Source organism: Enterococcus hulanensis (assembly GCF_005405485.1).
In the GTDB taxonomy this organism is placed as follows: Bacteria; Bacillota; Bacilli; order Lactobacillales; family Enterococcaceae; genus Enterococcus_A; species Enterococcus_A hulanensis.
Genome location: NZ_BJED01000009.1, coordinates 58,538 through 77,421 on the forward strand (window position 1 = coordinate 58,538; position 18,884 = coordinate 77,421).

The following is an 18,884-nucleotide window of genomic DNA, read 5'->3' on the forward strand; positions in this document are numbered from 1 at the left end:
CTTATTCCCCCATCACTTTCATCAATGATATCAATTTATATTTAGTCTTCTCTTTGATTTCTTTTTGGATCGTCGCTATCTTCGTTTCTGATGTTTCATGTGTGATCAATACTACTCGTGCACTTTCGCCATCGCCTTTTTCTTGAACAACTTGCTCAAAACCAACTTGCGTTTCGGTCATAATCTCTGCAATTTTCAAAAATTGTCCCGGTTCATCAGGCATTTCTAACGATAAGAAATATTTACTGATGTTGTCGCTTGGCGGTGTTAATTGGGTCGGCTGTGTATAGCCAGTAAAACGATGTCCAACTGTATTCTTTTTCATCTTATTGACGATCGTCATCAAATCTGCCACGATACTCGTTGCTGTTGGTCGTGCACCAGCACCCGGCCCATAATACATAGATTCTCCGATACCTGAACTCTTAACGAAAACAGCATTCATTTCATTATGAATCGAAGCAAGCGGATGCTCATGCGGAACTAAGACTGGGCCAACTTCTACCGAGATCGTACCATCCTTTTTGATCGTCGAGCCGATTAGTTTTATAGTGTAGCCAAGCTGATCAGCAAGCGAAACATCCTCTGCAGCCAAACCGCGGATTCCTTTTATTTTAACTTGATCCATCGTGATAGTCATACCAAAAGCAAATTTACTTAAAATGACCATTTTATAAGCAGCATCAATGCCATCTACATCATTTGTCGGATCACTTTCTGCAAAGCCGAGTTCTTGTGCTTCTTTCAAAGTTTCATCATAGGTACGATGCTCTTGTACCATTTTAGTCAGCATATAATTGGTCGTACCGTTGACGATTCCTAAAACTTCGGTGATATCGTCCGCAGCTAAACTGTTAGCAATCGTTCGCAAGATTGGAATACCGCCGGCAACGCTAGCTTCATAATACAAATTACGCTGCTGCTCACGGGCTAAATCTACTAGCTCGCTGCCATGCTGGGCTAATAAATCTTTATTCGCGGTTACTACATTTTTACCTGCTATCAACGCTTCTTTAATGAATGTTTTAGCCGGCTCGATGCGCCCCATTACCTCCACGACAATTGAGATCTCGGGATCTTTTAAGATAGCATCCAACTCTGTAACTAATTCCAAATTGTATTTTCCCGCCAACGCACTTTTATCTTCCTGTGGTCGAATCAAAGCTTTCGTTACAACCAAGGGACCGCCAATACTTTTCTCAATTTTTTCTTGATGATCTGCCAAAATTTCTAAGACACCGGTACCTACTACACCTAAACCTAATAGACCCACCTTGACTGCTTTTTCCATAATCCGCCTCCAGTAAATTACATTCGTATTAAAAGTAATTTCATCATATTCTAATAGTTAGCTTTCAGTATAACAAAATTTCTGTAAAAAAAAAGAGCTTTTCCAAAAATTTTGGAAAAGCCCTTTTTTATTGATGTAAAACGTGTCGAAAGGTTTGTTCTAAAACATCCAAGACATGCTGGTCGTCCAAACTGTAAAGCATCGCCTTTCCATCACGACGCGCCTTAACCAATCGATTATCACGCAATAATTTCAATTGATGAGAAACAGCCGATTGCTCCATCGCTAATGTCTCGCTGATGGATGAAACATTGCGCTCTCCTTCTTTTAGAAACATCAAAATTTTTAAACGTGTCGGGTCACTCAAAATTTTGAAAAATTGACTGACCGCTTGAAATTCTTCGTGTTCCTTCATTTATAGCCCTCATTTACTCTATTCGGCGATTTTACGGATCGCTTCTTCATACATTGCAATTTTTTCTGCGGCAGCATCGTGAGAATCGCCTTTTACGCCAATATAGAATTTGATTTTTGGTTCTGTGCCGGAAGGTCGAATCGCTAACCAAGTTTCATCTTCTAGTGTATATTTCAACACATCTGAAGCTGGCATGTCGATCGCTTTTTCATTTCCGTCAGCATCCATCGCTTTCGATGTTTTGAAGTCTTCGGTCAAACTAACTGCTACATCTGCAAACGATTTTGGTGCTTCATTACGCAAGTTGCCCATAATCGTTTTGATTTGTTCTGCTCCTTCAGCACCGCTTAAAGTAACAGAGATCGTCTTTTCAGCATAATAACCGTATTCTTCAAAGATGTCCTGCAAGCCATCATACAATGTTTTGCCTTGCTTTTTATAGTATGCTGCTACTTCGGCTAATAATACCAACGCTTGGATAGCGTCTTTATCACGTACGAAGGACTTAATCAAATAACCATAGCTTTCTTCAAAACCGAACATGAAAGTTTGTGAGTTGTCATCTTCATATTGCTGAATCTTTTCAGCGATAAACTTGAAGCCGGTCAATACATCTACCATTTTGACATCGTAAGAATCCGCGATGGTTGTTGCTAATTCACTCGATACGATCGATTTTAGAACAACCGCATTGGCTGGTAAAGTCCCTGCCTGTTTATGCGCTTCTAAGATGTAGCGAATCATGATGGCGCCGATTTGGTTTCCGGTCAATACTTGATAACGTCCATCTGGTAAACGAACAGCCGCACCAAGACGATCGGCATCCGGATCAGTTGCGATCAACAAATCTGCACCTTCTTGTTCGCCCAGCTTGATAGCATATTCAAAAGCAGAATGCTCTTCTGGATTTGGTGATTTTACAGTTGAGAAATCTGGGTCGGCGATCGCTTGCTCAGGAACTAAAACGAATTTTTCGAAGCCCGCTTGCTTCAACGCCTTTTCGCCCAACATTTTACCCGTACCATGTAATGGTGTATAAACTAATTTTAGTTCTTTGCCCATTTCATCGATCAGTTCTTGATTGATGGTGACTGATTTAATTTCTTTTAAATATTTTGAATCAACTTCATCGCCAATGATATTGATCAAATCACTATGTTTTACTTCTTCATCAGATAAAACTTCAACTTCTAACGGATTTTCCACAGCACGGACAAATTTCGTCAATGCATCTGCATCTTCAGGAGGCATTTGTCCGCCATCTTCTCCGTATACCTTATAACCGTTGTACTCAGCGGGATTGTGAGACGCTGTGATCATAATTCCAGTGAAGGCATTTTCAAAACGAACGGCAAAAGACAGTTCCGGCGTTGGACGCAAACTTTCAAATACAAATGAAGGAATGTCATGCTTTGCCAAAGTTTTTGCTGCTTCCATCGCAAATTCAGGTGACATATGGCGTGAATCATAAGCAATTGCTACACCACGACGTTTTGTCTCAGCATCTTGTGTATCCATGAAGCGAGCTAAACCTTCTGTTGCTTGACGAATAGTGAAAATGTTCATCCGGTTGACACCAGGACCTAAAACTCCGCGCATACCAGCGGTTCCAAATTCTAATTGTTTATAAAACGCATCTTTTTTTAACTCTGGGTCTTTGCCTAAGTCTTGTAATTCTTTACGCATTTTTTCATCTAATTTATCTGAATCAATCCACTGTTCATAAACTTGTTCCCAAGACATGAAACAACACCTCTTTCAAAATTTTCTTACCATTTAAGTATACCATTACTGTTATATTCAGCAAAGAAAACTTGTGTCTTGTCTGTTTAAAAAAATGTTTTACATCTTTTTTTGATAAATGAAATAGTTTATTTTTAGAAAGAAAAAAGAGGAAGCCGCAATTGATCTTCCTCTTCCAAAAATTAATTTTGTGCTTCGATATATTTATAAACTTGTTGTCCTGCGATTCCGCCTTCGCCAACAGCCGTTGTAATCTGACGTAAATCTTTTTCCCGTGCATCACCAATAGCAAAAACACCGGGAATTTTAGTCTTCATTTCATGATCGGTTTCGATCCAGCCGGCAGCGTTTGTAATACCGCTCTTCTTAAAGGGTTCAGTCAATGGTTCCAAACCAACATAAATGAACGCGCCATCTGCGGGTTCAAGATGAACCTCTCCAGTTTTAACATTGCGGATTTGCGCACCGGTTACGACCATGTCATTACCGACAATTTCGTCTACAACGCTGTCCCAAATGAATGAAATCTTTTCATTAGCGAATGCGCGGTCTTGGATAATTTTTTGCGCACGCAATTCATCACGACGGTGAACGATCACAACCTCAGAAGCAAAACGAGTTAAATAAATCGCCTCTTCCACTGCTGAGTCGCCTCCGCCGACAACGATCAAACGTTTATTACGGAAAAAGGCCCCATCACAAACAGCGCAATAGGATACTCCGCGACCGGCAAAGGATTCCTCACCCGGAACACCTAACTTACGATGAACACAACCTGTTGCAACAATGATTGTTTTAGCTTGATAGCTTTTATCTTCAGTGATGACCTCTTTATAATCACCATGATCCTTGATATCTTGAACGATACCATAAGCATTCTCTGTACCAAATTTTGTAACGCCGTCGTACATTTTCATGGCAAGCTCCGGCCCCATAATTGATTCAAAGCCTGGATAGTTTTCAACTTCGGCGGTATTGTTCATTTGTCCGCCCGGTGCACCGCGTTCAATCAAAAGTACCTTCAAATTTGAACGTGAAGCGTATAAGGCAGCGGTCATCCCTGCTGGACCCGCACCAATAATTATTACATCATACATTCAGACATTCCCCCATTCGGCTTTACCATACATCTAAGAAATTATTCTGTCGACAAATCTGCTTACTAAATGTAACCTTCACTATGCTAACTTAGCTTTTTCCAAAGATTAGCAGAGTGAAATTTATTAAGCAGCGTTAGATTTTGAAATATTTCTTGCTGTCTTTTTTCCTTTATAAATCAAAAAAGAAGGGCAATCATCCTGCGACGATTGTCCTTTCAAAATTATTGTTGGTTTTTCATTTGCTGCATCATTTGACGAACTTTTTTCTCTGAAGGTTTTTGCCCCATCGACATCATCATTTGACGTAACATATCCTCGTTGATTGGAGGATTCTTTTTGAAATAGTCTTGCATATATTTACGAGCTAAGAAGAAACCGCCGACAGCACCTAATAGTGCAGCGATTACCGCGATCAATACTACGATTCCAGTTGATACCATTTTCACCGCTCCTTTCCTGACACATTCTCATATATTTTACTAAAAGATACCTCAAAAGAAAAGCTGTTTTAAGAAACTTCAAATCTGGGTATGAAATTTTAGTTCAATCTTATTAATTACGCGGGAGGTATTTCTTTTCTTTAAGTTCAGTTAAATGATAGGAAAAGCTGTGCTGTCGCAAGTTCAGGAAATTATCAAAAAATTTTCAATTAATTTTAAATAAATGATGAAATATTGATTAGAATATGCTAAAATGCAAAACAATATCTTCCTCGCTGGTGGCTAAGTGAAGAGGTGTAGGCATGAGAAATTTTTTGAGATCCGTCAATCGGATCGTGGTGAAGATCGGAACGAGTTCTTTGATTCATCCAACTGGAAAGATCAATTTGGATGGTATTGATCAATTAGCATTTGTTTTAACCGACCTTCGTAATCAAGGCAAAGAAATAATATTAGTCTCTTCCGGCGCGATCGGTGTGGGCATGGACAAGCTTCATATCCCCGAACGTCCACAAGAAATCCCTGTGCAGCAGGCCGTTGCTGCGGTCGGACAATCAGAGCTGATGCATATCTATAATCAGCGGTTTTTAGGATATAGTCAACAAACCGCCCAAGTTTTGTTAACGCGCGATGTGGTAGATTTTCCAGAAAGCCGCAAGAATGTAATCAATACATTAGAGCAGCTTATTTCAATGGGGATTCTTCCTATAATAAACGAAAATGACACAGTGGCTGTCGACGAAATGGATCATACGCGAAAGTTCGGCGATAATGATGAATTATCTGCCATCGTCGCACAATTGATGGATGCCGATTTACTGATTATGTTAAGTGATATTGACGGCTTTTATTCTGACAATCCGTCAAAAAATAAACAAGCAATTCTCTACTCGACTATTTCAACCATCAATCAAACCTTAATGGACCAAGCTGGCGGTGAAGGCAGTCGCTTCGGTACTGGTGGAATGGTCAGTAAGTTAAAGGCTGCTCAAAGAATATTAGATGCAAAAAGTGCCATGGTCTTAGCCAATGGAAAACCTCCCAGAATAATTTTTGATATCCTATCTGGCGCAGAAGTAGGAACTTTATTCAAGGAGGGCAGCCATGAATAACTTAATGAACACTTTAGGTCAACAAAGTAAAAAAGCCGCTCAACAACTGAGTCAGCTTGAAACAGCTCGAAAAAATGACTGCTTGATGCAGATGGCGCAAGATTTAGAAGATAATGCCAAAACGATATTAACGGCAAATCGACGTGATTTGAATCAAGCGAAGGAAAATGGTATTCCAGAGCCGTTAATTGATCGTTTACGTTTAACCGATGAAAGAATTCAAGAGATGGCTGAAGGAATTCGACAAGTGGCCGCACTGGCTGATCCAATCGGGGTAGTAGAAAAAATGTGGCAGACCGAAGATCAACTAATGATTGGTCAACAACGTGTACCATTGGGTGTGATCGGAATAATCTTTGAATCACGTCCAAATGTGACTACAGATGCCGCTAGCTTATGTTTTAAATCAGGAAATGCCGTAATACTGCGCGGCGGTAAAGAAGCCTTCTATTCCAATCAAGCACTGGTAGAGCTTATGCAGCGAACATTGCGAAATAACGAGTTAAATTCAGCAATGATCCAATTTGTTAATGATACTTCTCATGATGTGGCAAACGAGATGATGTGCTTAAATGACTTTTTAGACGTCTTGATTCCTCGCGGCGGTGCGGGTTTGATCCAACGTGTCAAAAACACTGCCACTGTTCCAGTAATCGAAACAGGGACCGGGAACAATCACGTCTATGTTGATAGTACGGCTCAATTAGATATGGCCCGCGATATCGTTATCAACGCAAAGGCACAGCGTCCCTCGGTATGTAATGCGATCGAAACTCTGCTGGTCCATGAAGACATCGCATCTGAATTTCTGCCGATGATTGAAAAGGCATTGGCTTCTCATGAGGTTAGCTTGCGGGCGGATTCAAAGGCTTTGGCTTATTTAGAGCAGGCGGACTTAGCTGCTGAAGATGACTGGGCAACTGAATTTCTAGATTATGTGTTAGCGATCAAAGTTGTTGCTTCCATAGATGATGCGATTGAACATATCAATCACTACAACTCAAAGCATTCAGAAGCCATTGTGACTGACAGTTATCCTAATGGACAGAAATTCTTAAAAGAAGTCGATGCGGCGGCGGTATATATCAATGCCTCTACTCGTTTTACCGATGGGTTTAAATTTGGCTTTGGTGCCGAGATTGGTATCTCTACACAAAAACTGCATGCTCGCGGCCCAATGGGTTTAGAGCATTTAACTTCTAGTAAATACATCATTTACGGTGACGGTCAAATTCGAGAATAAATCAAAAGCACATGCCGCTAGAAATGGGCATGTGCTTCTTTTCTTATTGTGCCTGAATTTTTTCCAATAAATCAGGATCAAATTTTCCATCTTTTAGCATAGCGATTTCAAAACCGTAAGGCGCGTACTGATTCTTTTTATCAGGCCCAACATAAGGAGTTTCTAAAATTTTCGGCAAGTCCTTCAATTTTTCATGATGGACAATAGCATTCAAGGTATCAAAGCCAATCGTACCAAAACCAATATTCGCATGCCGATCCTTATGAGAGGCGATTGGATTTTTTGAATCATTCACATGGACCACTTTTAAACGATCCAAGCCGATCACCCGATCAAACTCGTCTAAAACACCATCAAAATCATCTTTCACATTGTAGCCGGCGTCATTAGTGTGACAAGTATCAAAGGTCACTGATAATTTTTCATTCAATGTTACGCCATCGATGATATAAGCTAGTTCTTCAAATGTTTTTCCTAACTCTGTCCCTTTGCCTGCCATTGTTTCCAACGCAATTTGTGCCCGTTGATCCTTGGTCAGCACTTCATTCAAACCTTTGATGATTTGATCCAAACCAGCTTTTTCACCAGCTCCTACGTGAGCGCCGGGGTGCAAAGTGATCTGCATAGCACCTAAAGCCTCTGCCCGCATGATTTCGTCACGCAAAAATTGGACCGCAAATGGAAACATCTCCGGCTTTTTAGTGTTACCCAAATTAATGATATACGGCGCGTGCATAACAATATTCGATAAGCCGTGCTCTTTCATGAATTCTTCTCCAGCTGGAATATTCATCTCGTCTACTGATTTACGACGAGTATTTTGCGGAGCACCGCTATAAATCATAAAGGTCGAGGCCTTATAGCTGGCAGCTTCTTGTGCCGCACCTAGTAACATTTCTTTTCCCTTCATACTTACATGAGAACCAATTAACATAAAAACCTCCAGATTTTTTATTTATAGGAATAGCAACAAACTCGTCATCAACGGCAAGCTAATCAAGAAGCTGAGAGATGAGGTAAAACCTACCACTTCGGCTCGCATTCCTGCAGCTACACTATTGATTACACCAAATGTCGGAATCGGTCCGACTGAAACCAGGCATAAAACGATTTTGATCATATTGGGAAACGGCATCAGCATAAACAGAATCACTAATAAGATACCGACACCATATTTGATCGCTAGAACACGAAAGACTAAAGCCAAATCTTTTTTCGGCAGACGCAGTTCCAAAAACAAACCGATCATAAACATTGATAAGAATGTATTCGCATTAGCAATCGGTTGCGCAATCTGAAAAACAGCTTCCGGCAAATCGACTTTTAAAATACGAAAGACCAGCATAAACAAATAGCAGAGAAATGGCACTGAGCGTCCCAAACGTCCTAAAACCTTTTTAGCAGTTGGTCGTTCTGCATTGCTGCCGCTGATTCCTTCGATTACAACATTCGATCCCCCGGCCAGCATCACGCTGTTCCCAATATCAAAGAAAGATAAAATAGGAATCGCCAGCGGCATAAAACTTTGGACAAATGGGATCGCGAAATTCCCGATATTGTAGCCGGAAACGCCATACATCAAAAATTCGCGTTCCACCTGATCCTGTTTTTTAGATAAAAAATGACCAATAATGATCATTACTAGATTCAAAAGCAGTCCCGCTATAATCAGCAGCAATAATTGATTCTTTACCTCCAAAAACTGCAGGTTCACGATGATCGCTGCTGGCAGTGTGACATTGACGACGATTTTTGAAATCATCGAGCCGTCTGCTTTCATCAATATATTTAATCGTTTCGTTAGATACCCTATCAAGATAATAACAAATAATCCTAACGAGTTTAATAAAACTGCTCTCACATGCTCACCCCATCTGCCATCTAAAACGCTTACCGCTCACCATAAAGAAAGAGGATTGCTCCAAAAAATTGGTCCAATCCCTCTCGTAATTATGCTTAAAATTGTAAAACAAAATATTTTTTCTTACCACGACGAACAACGATGTATTCATCTGATAATTTATCTTGATCACTTAATGTGTACGCCACATCTTGTACGCGATCTCCATTGATATAGATCGCACCATTGTTGATATCTTCACGTGCTTGACGTTTTGAATTCTCAATCCCGGCAGTTAATAAAATTTCCACAAGGTTTAGATTATCATCCGCTTGAACTTGGTAGCTCGGAACATTCTTAAAGCCTTGTTTGATTTCTTCTGCATTTAAGTTTTTAACATCGCCGCTGAATAATGCTTCAGAAATATGAACGGCTTGATTATAGGCTTCTTCGCCGTGAACTAAGACTGTGACTTCCTTAGCCAGCGCTTTTTGAGCCGCACGTTGTTCCGGTGCCGCGGTAAATTCTTTTTCAATCCCATCGATTTCTTCTAAACCTAAGAAAGTAAAGTATTTCAAGAATTTAATCGCGTCTCGATCATCTGTGTTGATCCAGAATTGGTAAAACTCATATGGAGAAGTCTTTTCTGAGTCCAACCAAACAGCATTGCCTTCAGTTTTCCCAAATTTTGTTCCATCGGCTTTAGTGATTAAGGGCATCGTCAAGCCAAAAGCCTGTTTGCCTTCTTCACGACGGATTAATTCGATCCCTGATGTAATGTTTCCCCATTGGTCGCTGCCGCCAAGCTGTAATAAACAGCCGTAGCGTTTATTCAATTCATAGAAATCGTATGCTTGTAATAATTGGTACGCGAATTCCGTGTAAGAAATCCCAGATTCGATCCGACGTTTGACACTTTCTTTACTCATCATATAATTGATCGTGAAGTTTTTACCTACATCACGTAAAAATTCGATCAGCTTTAACTCGCCTAACCATTCATAGTTATTCGCAACAATCGCTGGATTTTCTTTATTTTCAAAGTCAATGATTCCAGAAAGCTGATTTTTAATACTTTGCGACCAGTTCTGAACAGTGTCTAAAGTATTTAATTGACGTTCTGCATCCTTAAATGAAGGGTCCCCAATCATCCCGGTCCCGCCGCCAACCAAAGCAATTGGCACGTGTCCGTTTTGCTGGAAACGACGCAACGTCAAAATCGGTAATAAATGACCAATATGCAGACTGTCTGCAGTCGGGTCAAAGCCGATATATAGTTTAACAGACTCTTCATTTAATTGTTTTTCTAGGGCTGCTTCGTCTGTTACTTGAAAAATTAAGCCACGGGCTTTTAATTCTTGGAAAAAGTCTGAATGCATTTTTTATCCTCCTAATTTGTTATGATGTTTTACTTAAAAAGTTAAACATTTGCTTATTCTGCATATCATTCCTAAATGATTTATACTTTCCCATATTAACTGAAAAAACAGGGAAATAAAAGCTATTCGCTGGAAATAGTCGAAGTTCCGTCTCAATAAAAAATCTTCTTGAGATAAAGAGACCAAGCAATGTAATAATGTTTGTTTTGTTTTACTTAACAATTAGTTGAAGTTTTGATTACAAACATTGCATCCGCTTGTTAATAGAAGTAAAACTTTGCTATAATTCAACAGATAATTAAAATGAATAGAATCTAATGAGGTGGACTTTTTGGCTCACAAGAAAAAAATAAACAAGCAACCGAAAAAGAGCAGTAAAAGTAAATCCAGAGCTACTCTGGGCGGTTCTTTTGCGCTGAATGTTTCATTGCGGGTGGTCAAGTCATTGCTGCTTGGCTTAGTCGTTGTGCTCTTTTTAGGCGGCATGCTTGTGGTCGGGATTGGTGCTGGGTATTTTGCTCACCTTGTCGAAGGAACACCGACGCCGACAAAATCAGAAATGAAGCAAAAAGTTGGCGACATCGCGGAATCGTCTAAACTGCTCTACGCTGATGAACAAGAGCTAGCAACGATTCAAGCTGATCCGATTCGCGAAAAGATAAATTCTGATGAAATTTCTCAATGGGTGAAAAAAGCATTAGTTGCCACAGAGGATGAGAACTTTTATGAACATGATGGTGTTGTTCCTAAAGCTGTTGTCCGGGCTTTGCTGGGTGAAGTAGTCGGCTTTGGGGCTGGTTCTGGTGGTTCTACCCTTACGCAACAGCTGATCAAGCAGCAGGTGTTAACTAATGAGACTTCCTTCAAACGGAAAGCCAATGAAATTGTCTTGGCATTGGATTTGGAAAAATATCTAAGTAAAGATGAAATCTTAACGGCTTATCTAAACGTTTCTCCTTTTGGCCGTAATAACAAAGGTCAAAACATTGCCGGAGTCGAAGAAGCTGCAATTGGTATCTTTGGTGTCCATGCAAAAGACTTGAATCTGCCGCAATCGGCATTTATTGCTGGTCTGCCGCAAAGTCCGATTGTTTACAGTCCATATACCAATACCGGTGATCTAAAACAAGATTACTCCCTTGGGATGGCTCGAAAAGATGATGTCCTTTTCAATATGTATCGTGAACAAATGATTTCAAAAAAAGAATATGAAGACGCAAAAAAATATGACCTCTCAAAAGACTTCCAAGCGCGGCAAGACGTGGAAGTACAACAACACGGCTTCTTGTATTATACCGTTTATAATGAAGCTATCAGTATCGTGGCAAAACAACAGGCCAAAGAAGACGGCGTCAGTGATGCGGATTACAATAAAGAAGAAACCCGTAATCGCTATGTTGAACAAGCCAAAGTCAAAATGCAAAATCAAGGTTTGGTTGTAAAATCCACAATCGACAAAAATATTTATGATGCGATGCGATTAGGTGTCGCTGAATATGGGCAATACTTAGATGATGGTTCTGGCGCAACAGTTGAACCGGGAACAGTGCTGATGGATAACAAAACAGGCCGCATCTACGGCTTTGTCGGCAGTCGTGATTACAACACCAACCAAAATAATCATGCCTTTGATACCGCTCGACAAGCAGGTTCCTCCATCAAACCGGTATTAGTCTATGGTCCTGCGATTGACCAAGGACTATTAGGCAGTGCAACACGAATTGCCGATTTCCCAATGAAGTATCAACATGGTGAACATGCTGGCAAGGAATTAGCGAATGCTGAAAATAAAGGTTCTAAAACCTTCCAAACAGCACGACAGGCTCTTGTTCAATCTACCAATATTACCGCATATCATGTGTATCAAGATATGCTGGCAACTAAAGGCTCTGATCAATTTGCTTACGATAATTATTTGAAGAAAATGAATTATCCTACATCTGATGCTTGGGGAGTTGAATCTGCCCCCTTAGGAACGACGGACGTGACTACGTTAACAGAAGTCAACGGATTCCAAACCTTGGCTAATGGTGGTGTTTATCAACAAGGCTACTTGATTGATTCAATCACGGACAGTACAGGCAAAGAAATCTATAAGCACAAAGATGCTCCTGTACAAGTGTTCTCAAAAGCAACTGCTTCGATCATGAATGATATGATGCGCAGTGTTATAACCGAACAGCACACGACGCCATTTAAATCTATTTTAAGCGGAGTGAACTATCAACTAAGCACTGCTGACTGGGTCGGGAAAACCGGTACAACTGATAATTATGCCGATAATTGGCTGATCGTTTCCACTCCTTCTATTACATTAGGAACATGGACTGGACGAGATGACAACAAACCGATGAATGATGGCGCGGGAAATCGGACAGCGACCTACATGGCTTATCTTGCTGGACGAATCTATCAAGTCAACCCGAATGTCTTTGGTGTAGACGAAGAATTCGAGTTATCCGATGACGTCAAACAGGTCAAAGTATCTGATTTCACAGGATTAAAACCTGGAAAAGTAAATCACAACGGTACCAATTATCAAGTACCAAGCGGCGAGACGACCTCGCTTTGGGCGAAGGATGGTCCAGCCGATAATACCTATGAATTTGGTATCGGCGGAACCGATGATGATTACAAGACTTATTGGAATACTCGCAATAAAGCCAGCACCAAAAGCAAAGACGATGACAAAGATAATGAAGAAACAAAAACAGATGATTAAATTTTTGATAGAAGGCTTCTCTTTTACAGAGAGGTCTTTTATTTTTGTTTTCCTAATTGTTCTATATACTTAATCACCTTGTGGCACTATCAGCTTTTTGGTATCCTACCAAAAGACAAAGAATTTTTGAACGGAGGAACGATCAATGACATTTGAAGAAATCTTGCCTGAACTAAAAAAAGGCGCAAAAATTATTCGTGAAGGCTGGGGCGGCTTTGAGTTATATGTAACCCTAGTGGAAGGTGAAGTGTTTGATGGCTCACCAGTGACGCCTTACTTTTTAATCAAAACAGCCGATGAAGGCTTCTCCAGCTTTGCACCAACCGTTTGTGATATTCTGGCTGAAGACTGGAAAATCGTTGAATGATGACTGTTGATTTTACTGGTAAAGTTGTTTTTGTCACGGGAGCGGCTTCGGGGATTGGAGCGGCTCAAGCGCAGGCCTTTTTAGCTAATGGTGCCCGTGTTTTCGCTTTTGATAAGCAAAAACAACTTTTAGAGGAGCTGCAAAGAAACTTTCCTGAACAGCTGGCTTATTTCATTGGCGATGTCCGTGATAAAAAAAGCTTGCAGGAGGCGCGACAAGAATGTCATGAGCTTTTCGGAACAGTCGATATCTTACTAAATACTGCCGGGGTGCTGGATGACTATCTGCCGCTGCATGAAACCGAGGAAGAGTTGTGGGATCGCATTTGGGAGACCAATGTAAAAAGTATGTTCACATTGACAAAATTATTGTTGCCGGAGCTTTTAGCTAATCGAGGAACAGTTATCAATATGGCTTCGATCGCCGGACTTGTCGCTGGCGGCGGCGGAATCGCCTATACTACTAGCAAACACGCCATTGTTGGCTTCACCAAGCAATTGGCTTTAGACTATGCGGCCAAAGAACTCCATGTCAACGCCATCGCGCCTGGAGCAATCAATACGCCTATGAACCAAGCGGACTTTGCTGGCGACGGTCAGATGGCTAAATGGGTAGCAGAAGAAACGCCTGTTAAACGTTGGGCTGATCCACAGGAAGTAGCCTACGCCACCTTGTTCTTAGCCAGTGATGAGGCACGGTACATGCAGGGAAATATTTTACCAATCGATGGCGGCTGGCTTTTGAAATAACTTGCAATTTTTGTGAAATCATCTAAGATAAATGATAGCGATAATTTCGCACTGCGGCACTTCAATCCTTTGGTCGCAGTTATTAACGAGACACTGTCTTGTAAAGGAGCTAAAAAAATGAATCTTGAAAAAAGTTCAGCGCAACGCTGGACCACCACCGACACGGCAAAAATGGCCGTAGTGACCGGACTATATGTTGCTGTCACCATTGTTTTATCCATCATTAGTTTTGGCGCGATCCAACTCCGCATTGCGGAAATGTTCAACTACATGCCTCTTTTTAACAAACGCTACACTATCGCGGTGACGCTGGGCGTTGCAATCGCCAATCTAGCCTCGCCACTTGGTATCGTGGATGTCCTATTAGGCAGTATTTCTACCTTGATCGTTTTATTGATCTGTCGAGTCGCAACTAAAAAAATTAAGAGCCTTAAGAAAAAAATGATCATCACTGCATTGATTTTTGCCTTTTCGATGTTTACGGTTGCTGGTCAACTGAGCTTTTTCTATCAAGCTCCCTTTTTCTTCAATTGGCTGATCATCGGCTTAGGCGAACTGCTTTCTATGTCGCTAGGCGGTGTGTTGATCTACTTGATAAATAAACGAATTGATTTAACAAAATAAACGCGTGAGCAAATTTGCTCACGCGTATTTTTTAACGATAAACAGCAATTGATTGATAAGGCTTCAATGTGAAATCTTGATTGAGTTCTTCATTATCATAATTAGAGATCAAGACCTCGCCTTTTTGAAATTCTGCTGGTAACTCGATCGTCGTTTCTTTAGCGAAAAAGTTATTAAGGACCAGCAGACTATGCCCTTCAAAACGGCGAATATAGCCATAAATTTGTGGGTGATCCGGTAAAAACACTTCATAGCTGCCTTCAGCGATTACTGGGTACTCTTTACGCAGCTGGATCAATTTTTGATAGTAGTTGAATACCGAACCTTCTTGCAATTCTTTTGCTACGTTGATTTCGTTTGCTGACTTTCCTACTGCCAACCACGGTGCAACATCTGAAAAGCCGTTGTACTCTCCACTATCCCACTGCATCGGTGTGCGAGAATTGTCCCGTGATTTCGCTTTGACGATCTCAAAAGCCTCTTGCTCAGTTTTTCCTGCAAGCAGTAATTCTTGATAAGCATTTAAACTTTCCACATCAACATATCTTTCCATGGAATCAAAATCTGGATCGACCATCCCGATTTCTTCTCCCATATAAATGTAAGGTGTTCCGCGATTCAAGTGGATCGCACTCGCTAACATTTTAGCCCCCGCTACTCGATAGTTATCCACATCGACAAATCGATTCAAGGCCCGCGGCTGATCGTGATTATTCCAGAAAAGTGCATTCCAGCCGCTTTCTTCACTCATCTGCGTTCCCCAAGTATGAAACAATTCTTTTAATCGTGCAAAATCAAAGGGCATCTGCGTCCATTTTTTTCCATCTTCATAATCAACTTTTAAATGATGGAAATTGAACGTCATATTTAGTTCTTCCCGTTCAGGCTTGGTATATAAAATACAATTTTCCACCGAGGTAAAACTCATTTCGCCAACTGTAATGATTTCAGCCTCTTTGCCAAAGGTTGCTTGGTTCATCATGTGGATATAATCATGAGTAATGGGACGATCCGTATAAGCTGGTTTGCCGTCATTTTCAGCGCAATCATTCAAAACCTCATCCTTGCCGATCAAGTTGATCACGTCAAAACGGAATCCCTTTACCCCCTTGTCCATCCAAAAGCGCAGGACTTCAAATAATTCTTCCCGTACTTCTGGGTTGCGCCAATTTAAATCGGCCTGCGTTTTATCAAACAAATGCAAATAGTATTTATCCGTATCACCAAAGGGGGCCCAGGCGTTTCCACCGAATTTTGAGACCCAATCTGTCGGCTCGTCGCGTAAAATAAAGTAATCTTGATATTTTTTATCACCAGCTAATGCCTTTTGAAACCATTCATGGTTCGTCGAGACATGGTTGAAAACCATATCCAGCATGATTTCAATCCCATGCTCTTTTGCGGTTGCCATTAGATTTTCAAAATCAGTCATTGTCCCAAACATGGGATTAATCGCCGTGTAATTGGCAACATCATACCCATTATCATTTTGCGGACTCGGATAGATTGGACTTAACCAAATCATATCAACACCTAGTCGTTTCAAGTAAGGGATTTTTTGCTTGATCCCCGGCAAATCTCCAATGCCATCTTGATTTGTATCTAAAAACGATTTGGGATAAATTTGATAGATTACTTTCTCTTTAAAACTCATGATGTCCTCCAACTTCTATAATTCTGTTGCCAATAATATTTTCTCTGCGCTCGTCACAGGTGCCTCATCAATCAATGGGTCTACTTGAAAATCAGTCGAGTTTGTCACAATGATTGGCGTTTGAACTTCATATCCTTCCGCCTTGATCGCCTCAACATCAAATTCCATCAACAGCTGACCCTTTTTGACGCTGTCGCCTTGCTCTACATGACTAGTAAAATGCTTGCCGTCTAATTGTACTGTATCGATCCCGATATGGATCAATACCTCAGTCCCTTCTGTGCTGACTAAGCCGATCGCATGTTTGGTTGGGAATAATAAACTGATTTGACCATCAAATGGTGCGACCAATTTCCCTTCGCTTGGATCAATCACGACCCCTTGTCCCATCATTCCTTCAGCAAAAACTGGATCTTTGGCACTGCTTAATGGATGCAGCATGCCTGCGATCGGTGCAAATAATTCAACAACCGAACCAGCTTTTTTAGCAACTTCATTGTCTAAAGATGGAACATTTCCTTCTTCGATCCGATCGATTTTATTGAATAATCCGATGCGACGGAAAGTCAATGTTAATACAAACGGCACGGCGATCGCAATAACCATAGCGATGATAAAGATCACATAGTCTTGCGGACGAATGGCTAAAATCCCTGGTAATCCACCGACACCAATTGACAATGCACGAACTTTAAACAAGGTAACGAATAATCCGGCAATCCCGCTGCCGATCATAGCTGCAATAAACGGATAGGTGTATTTCAAGTTAATCCCGAACATCGCCGGTTCTGTAACCCCTAACCATGAAGAGATAACAGATGGGATGGACACTTGTTCTTCTTTTTTATTGCCGCGATGAGCGAATACTACTGCCAAAACAGCCGCCCCTTGAGCAATATTTGATAAGCAGATCATTGGCCATAAGTTCGTTGAACCAAAGTCGGCAATCAATTGGGAATCGATCGCTAATGTCGTATGATGCAGACCAGTAATAACCAGCGGTGAATACAGTGCTCCGAAGATACCGCCGAACAACCAGCTGAAGCTAGAAGTCAGACCAGCATTTACGACCGCTGAAATCGCTGTTCCGATTTTCCAACCAATTGGCCCTAAAATAATATGGGCTGCCAAAATCGTTGGTAGTAAAGAGAAGAATGGAACGAAAATCATTGATACTGCTTCTGGGATACGTTTACGGAAGAAACGTTCTAGATAAACCAGTAAGAAACCTGCCAGCATCGCTGGAATAACTTGGGCTTGATAACCAATTTTATCAACAGTGAAGAAGCCAAAGTCCCATGTCCAGTTCTTTGCAATTTCTGCAGCGGTTGTTCCGTTTACTGCGTAAGCATTTAGTAACTGCGGTGAAACCAATGTGATACCTAGGACGATCCCTAAAATTTCAGTAGCACCCATCTTACGGGCGATACTCCAAGTAATACCAACTGGTAAGAAGTGGAAGATCGCTTCACCCGGCAGCCATAAGAAACCATTGACGCCATTCCAAAAAGTTGAAGCTTCCACGATTGTTTGACCATTTAGCCAGCCCATTGGCACAGCTTCTAAAATATTACGGAACCCTAAAATCAAACCGCCGACAATAATTGCTGGTAATAACGGGGTAAAAATTTCTGCTAAAACAGTAATGGCGCGTTGGACTGGATTCTGATTTTGTTTGGCCGCAGATTTCGCCGCCTCTTTAGAAACACCTTCTACTCCTGAAATCTTAGCAAACTCATTATAAAAAACTGCTACATCATTTCCGATAATTACTTGAAACTGTCCTGCATTTGTAAACATGCCTTTGACACTAGGAATGTCCTCGATACGCTCTTCATCCGCTTTTTTCGGATCATTTAGCACAAAGCGCATCCGTGTTGCACAGTGAGTAACCGCGGAAATGTTTTTCTTACCGCCAATGGCTGCCAGCAGGTCCTTTGTATCCTTTTCATATTTTCCCATCGTTTTTTCCCTCCGAATAATTTTTAACTTGTATGGATAAGTTCAGCTGATACTTTTACTATAGTTGGTTTAAGCTTTTTTGTAAATCGCTTACATTCATGGCAGATTATCATTTATTAGAGAATTCTCATTTTAATTCAAGATAACGGATTTTATTAAGGATTTATCAGTCTTATTGTTACCTACAGGTGGGGAAGAAACCAAACAAGTCCTAGCAAAAATAAAAATTTACTCATTTTTATT

The 18,884-nt window shown here is 40.9% G+C and carries 16 protein-coding genes; 6 read left to right on the forward strand and 10 right to left on the reverse strand.

The genetic code is table 11. The features are described from left to right. Position 1 precedes the first annotated feature (1 nt). The 5 genes from FFR60_RS11355 to FFR60_RS11375 form a co-directional block, all read right to left on the reverse strand. Complete coding sequence (locus FFR60_RS11355) at positions 2-1,291, reverse strand: homoserine dehydrogenase (protein WP_137664254.1); 1,290 nt, start codon at positions 1,289-1,291, stop codon at positions 2-4. A 127-nt stretch (positions 1,292-1,418) separates the two neighbouring features. Then, positions 1,419-1,706 carry an ArsR/SmtB family transcription factor gene (locus tag FFR60_RS11360; protein ID WP_088931815.1) on the reverse strand — a complete coding sequence of 96 codons (288 nt, stop codon included), beginning with the start codon at positions 1,704-1,706 and terminating at the stop codon, positions 1,419-1,421. An 18-nt stretch (positions 1,707-1,724) separates the two neighbouring features. Further along, positions 1,725-3,449, reverse strand: a complete 1,725-nt coding sequence (locus FFR60_RS11365) for a phospho-sugar mutase (RefSeq protein ID WP_137664255.1) — start codon at positions 3,447-3,449, stop codon at positions 1,725-1,727. A 182-nt stretch (positions 3,450-3,631) separates the two neighbouring features. Further along, positions 3,632-4,546, reverse strand: coding sequence for a thioredoxin-disulfide reductase (trxB, locus tag FFR60_RS11370; RefSeq protein ID WP_088931813.1), 915 nt, complete (start codon positions 4,544-4,546; stop codon positions 3,632-3,634). Between the two features lie 224 nt (positions 4,547-4,770). Further along, positions 4,771-4,989 carry a YneF family protein gene (locus FFR60_RS11375; RefSeq protein ID WP_010740033.1) on the reverse strand — a complete coding sequence of 73 codons (219 nt, stop codon included), beginning with the start codon at positions 4,987-4,989 and terminating at the stop codon, positions 4,771-4,773. Between the two features lie 302 nt (positions 4,990-5,291). Between FFR60_RS11375 and proB the strand changes: the two genes are divergently transcribed. Further along, positions 5,292-6,101, forward strand: coding sequence for a glutamate 5-kinase (gene proB, locus FFR60_RS11380; RefSeq protein ID WP_088931812.1), 810 nt, complete (start codon positions 5,292-5,294; stop codon positions 6,099-6,101). Continuing rightward, positions 6,094-7,344, forward strand: coding sequence for a glutamate-5-semialdehyde dehydrogenase (locus FFR60_RS11385; RefSeq protein WP_137664256.1), 1,251 nt, complete (start codon positions 6,094-6,096; stop codon positions 7,342-7,344). Before proB ends, FFR60_RS11385 begins: the two co-directional genes overlap by 8 nt. Before the next feature lie 43 nt (positions 7,345-7,387). Here the strand turns inward: FFR60_RS11385 and FFR60_RS11390 are convergent, their stop codons facing one another. The 3 genes from FFR60_RS11390 to tyrS all read right to left on the reverse strand — a co-directional run bounded on the left by FFR60_RS11390 (position 7,388) and on the right by tyrS (position 10,563). Then, positions 7,388-8,278, reverse strand: a complete 891-nt coding sequence (locus FFR60_RS11390; protein ID WP_137664257.1) for a deoxyribonuclease IV — start codon at positions 8,276-8,278, stop codon at positions 7,388-7,390. Between the two features lie 21 nt (positions 8,279-8,299). Next, positions 8,300-9,205, reverse strand: coding sequence for an AEC family transporter (locus FFR60_RS11395; protein ID WP_137664258.1), 906 nt, complete (start codon positions 9,203-9,205; stop codon positions 8,300-8,302). A gap of 95 nt (positions 9,206-9,300) precedes the next feature. Beyond that, positions 9,301-10,563: a tyrosine--tRNA ligase gene (gene tyrS, locus FFR60_RS11400; protein WP_137664259.1), complete on the reverse strand. Its 1,263-nt coding sequence runs from the start codon at positions 10,561-10,563 to the stop codon at positions 9,301-9,303. Positions 10,564-10,894: 331 nt separating this feature from the next. Here tyrS and FFR60_RS11405 point away from each other — a divergent pair, with 331 nt between their 5' ends. The 4 genes from FFR60_RS11405 (at position 10,895) to FFR60_RS11420 (ending at position 15,025) form a co-directional block, all read left to right on the forward strand. Beyond that, positions 10,895-13,285, forward strand: a complete 2,391-nt coding sequence (locus FFR60_RS11405; RefSeq protein ID WP_137664260.1) for a transglycosylase domain-containing protein — start codon at positions 10,895-10,897, stop codon at positions 13,283-13,285. A 145-nt stretch (positions 13,286-13,430) separates the two neighbouring features. Further along, positions 13,431-13,652, forward strand: a complete 222-nt coding sequence (locus FFR60_RS11410) for a DUF2829 domain-containing protein (RefSeq protein WP_010740040.1) — start codon at positions 13,431-13,433, stop codon at positions 13,650-13,652. Then, positions 13,649-14,401, forward strand: a complete 753-nt coding sequence (locus FFR60_RS11415) for a 3-oxoacyl-ACP reductase (protein ID WP_137664261.1) — start codon at positions 13,649-13,651, stop codon at positions 14,399-14,401. The genes FFR60_RS11410 and FFR60_RS11415 overlap by 4 nt, the downstream gene beginning before the upstream one ends. 117 nt (positions 14,402-14,518) lie before the next feature. Continuing rightward, positions 14,519-15,025 carry a QueT transporter family protein gene (locus FFR60_RS11420; RefSeq protein WP_137664262.1) on the forward strand — a complete coding sequence of 169 codons (507 nt, stop codon included), beginning with the start codon at positions 14,519-14,521 and terminating at the stop codon, positions 15,023-15,025. A 31-nt stretch (positions 15,026-15,056) separates the two neighbouring features. Here the strand turns inward: FFR60_RS11420 and treC are convergent, their stop codons facing one another. Beyond that, positions 15,057-16,679: an alpha,alpha-phosphotrehalase gene (treC, locus tag FFR60_RS11425; protein ID WP_137664263.1), complete on the reverse strand. Its 1,623-nt coding sequence runs from the start codon at positions 16,677-16,679 to the stop codon at positions 15,057-15,059. A 15-nt stretch (positions 16,680-16,694) separates the two neighbouring features. Next, the gene (gene treP, locus FFR60_RS11430) at positions 16,695-18,641 is read right to left on the reverse strand and encodes a PTS system trehalose-specific EIIBC component (protein ID WP_137664264.1); all 1,947 of its coding nucleotides are present in this window, start codon (positions 18,639-18,641) and stop codon (positions 16,695-16,697) included. Positions 18,642-18,884 lie beyond the last annotated feature (243 nt).

Bases quoted from the DNA above. Each gene is read 5' to 3' on its own strand.
- FFR60_RS11360 (WP_088931815.1), bottom strand. From the start codon at position 1,706: ATGAAGGAACACGAAGAATTTCAAGCGGTCAGTCAATTTTTCAAAATT.
- trxB (WP_088931813.1), bottom strand. From the start codon at position 4,546: ATGTATGATGTAATAATTATTGGTGCGGGTCCAGCAGGGATGACCGCT.
- FFR60_RS11365 (WP_137664255.1), bottom strand. From the start codon at position 3,449: ATGTCTTGGGAACAAGTTTATGAACAGTGGATTGATTCAGATAAATTA.
- FFR60_RS11420 (WP_137664262.1), top strand. From the start codon at position 14,519: ATGAATCTTGAAAAAAGTTCAGCGCAACGCTGGACCACCACCGACACG.
- FFR60_RS11415 (WP_137664261.1), top strand. From the start codon at position 13,649: ATGATGACTGTTGATTTTACTGGTAAAGTTGTTTTTGTCACGGGAGCG.
- FFR60_RS11385 (WP_137664256.1), top strand. From the start codon at position 6,094: ATGAATAACTTAATGAACACTTTAGGTCAACAAAGTAAAAAAGCCGCT.
- FFR60_RS11390 (WP_137664257.1), bottom strand. From the start codon at position 8,278: ATGTTAATTGGTTCTCATGTAAGTATGAAGGGAAAAGAAATGTTACTA.
- FFR60_RS11355 (WP_137664254.1), bottom strand. From the start codon at position 1,291: ATGGAAAAAGCAGTCAAGGTGGGTCTATTAGGTTTAGGTGTAGTAGGT.
- FFR60_RS11375 (WP_010740033.1), bottom strand. From the start codon at position 4,989: ATGGTATCAACTGGAATCGTAGTATTGATCGCGGTAATCGCTGCACTA.
- tyrS (WP_137664259.1), bottom strand. From the start codon at position 10,563: ATGCATTCAGACTTTTTCCAAGAATTAAAAGCCCGTGGCTTAATTTTT.
- proB (WP_088931812.1), top strand. From the start codon at position 5,292: ATGAGAAATTTTTTGAGATCCGTCAATCGGATCGTGGTGAAGATCGGA.
- treC (WP_137664263.1), bottom strand. From the start codon at position 16,679: ATGAGTTTTAAAGAGAAAGTAATCTATCAAATTTATCCCAAATCGTTT.
- treP (WP_137664264.1), bottom strand. From the start codon at position 18,641: ATGGGAAAATATGAAAAGGATACAAAGGACCTGCTGGCAGCCATTGGC.
- FFR60_RS11410 (WP_010740040.1), top strand. From the start codon at position 13,431: ATGACATTTGAAGAAATCTTGCCTGAACTAAAAAAAGGCGCAAAAATT.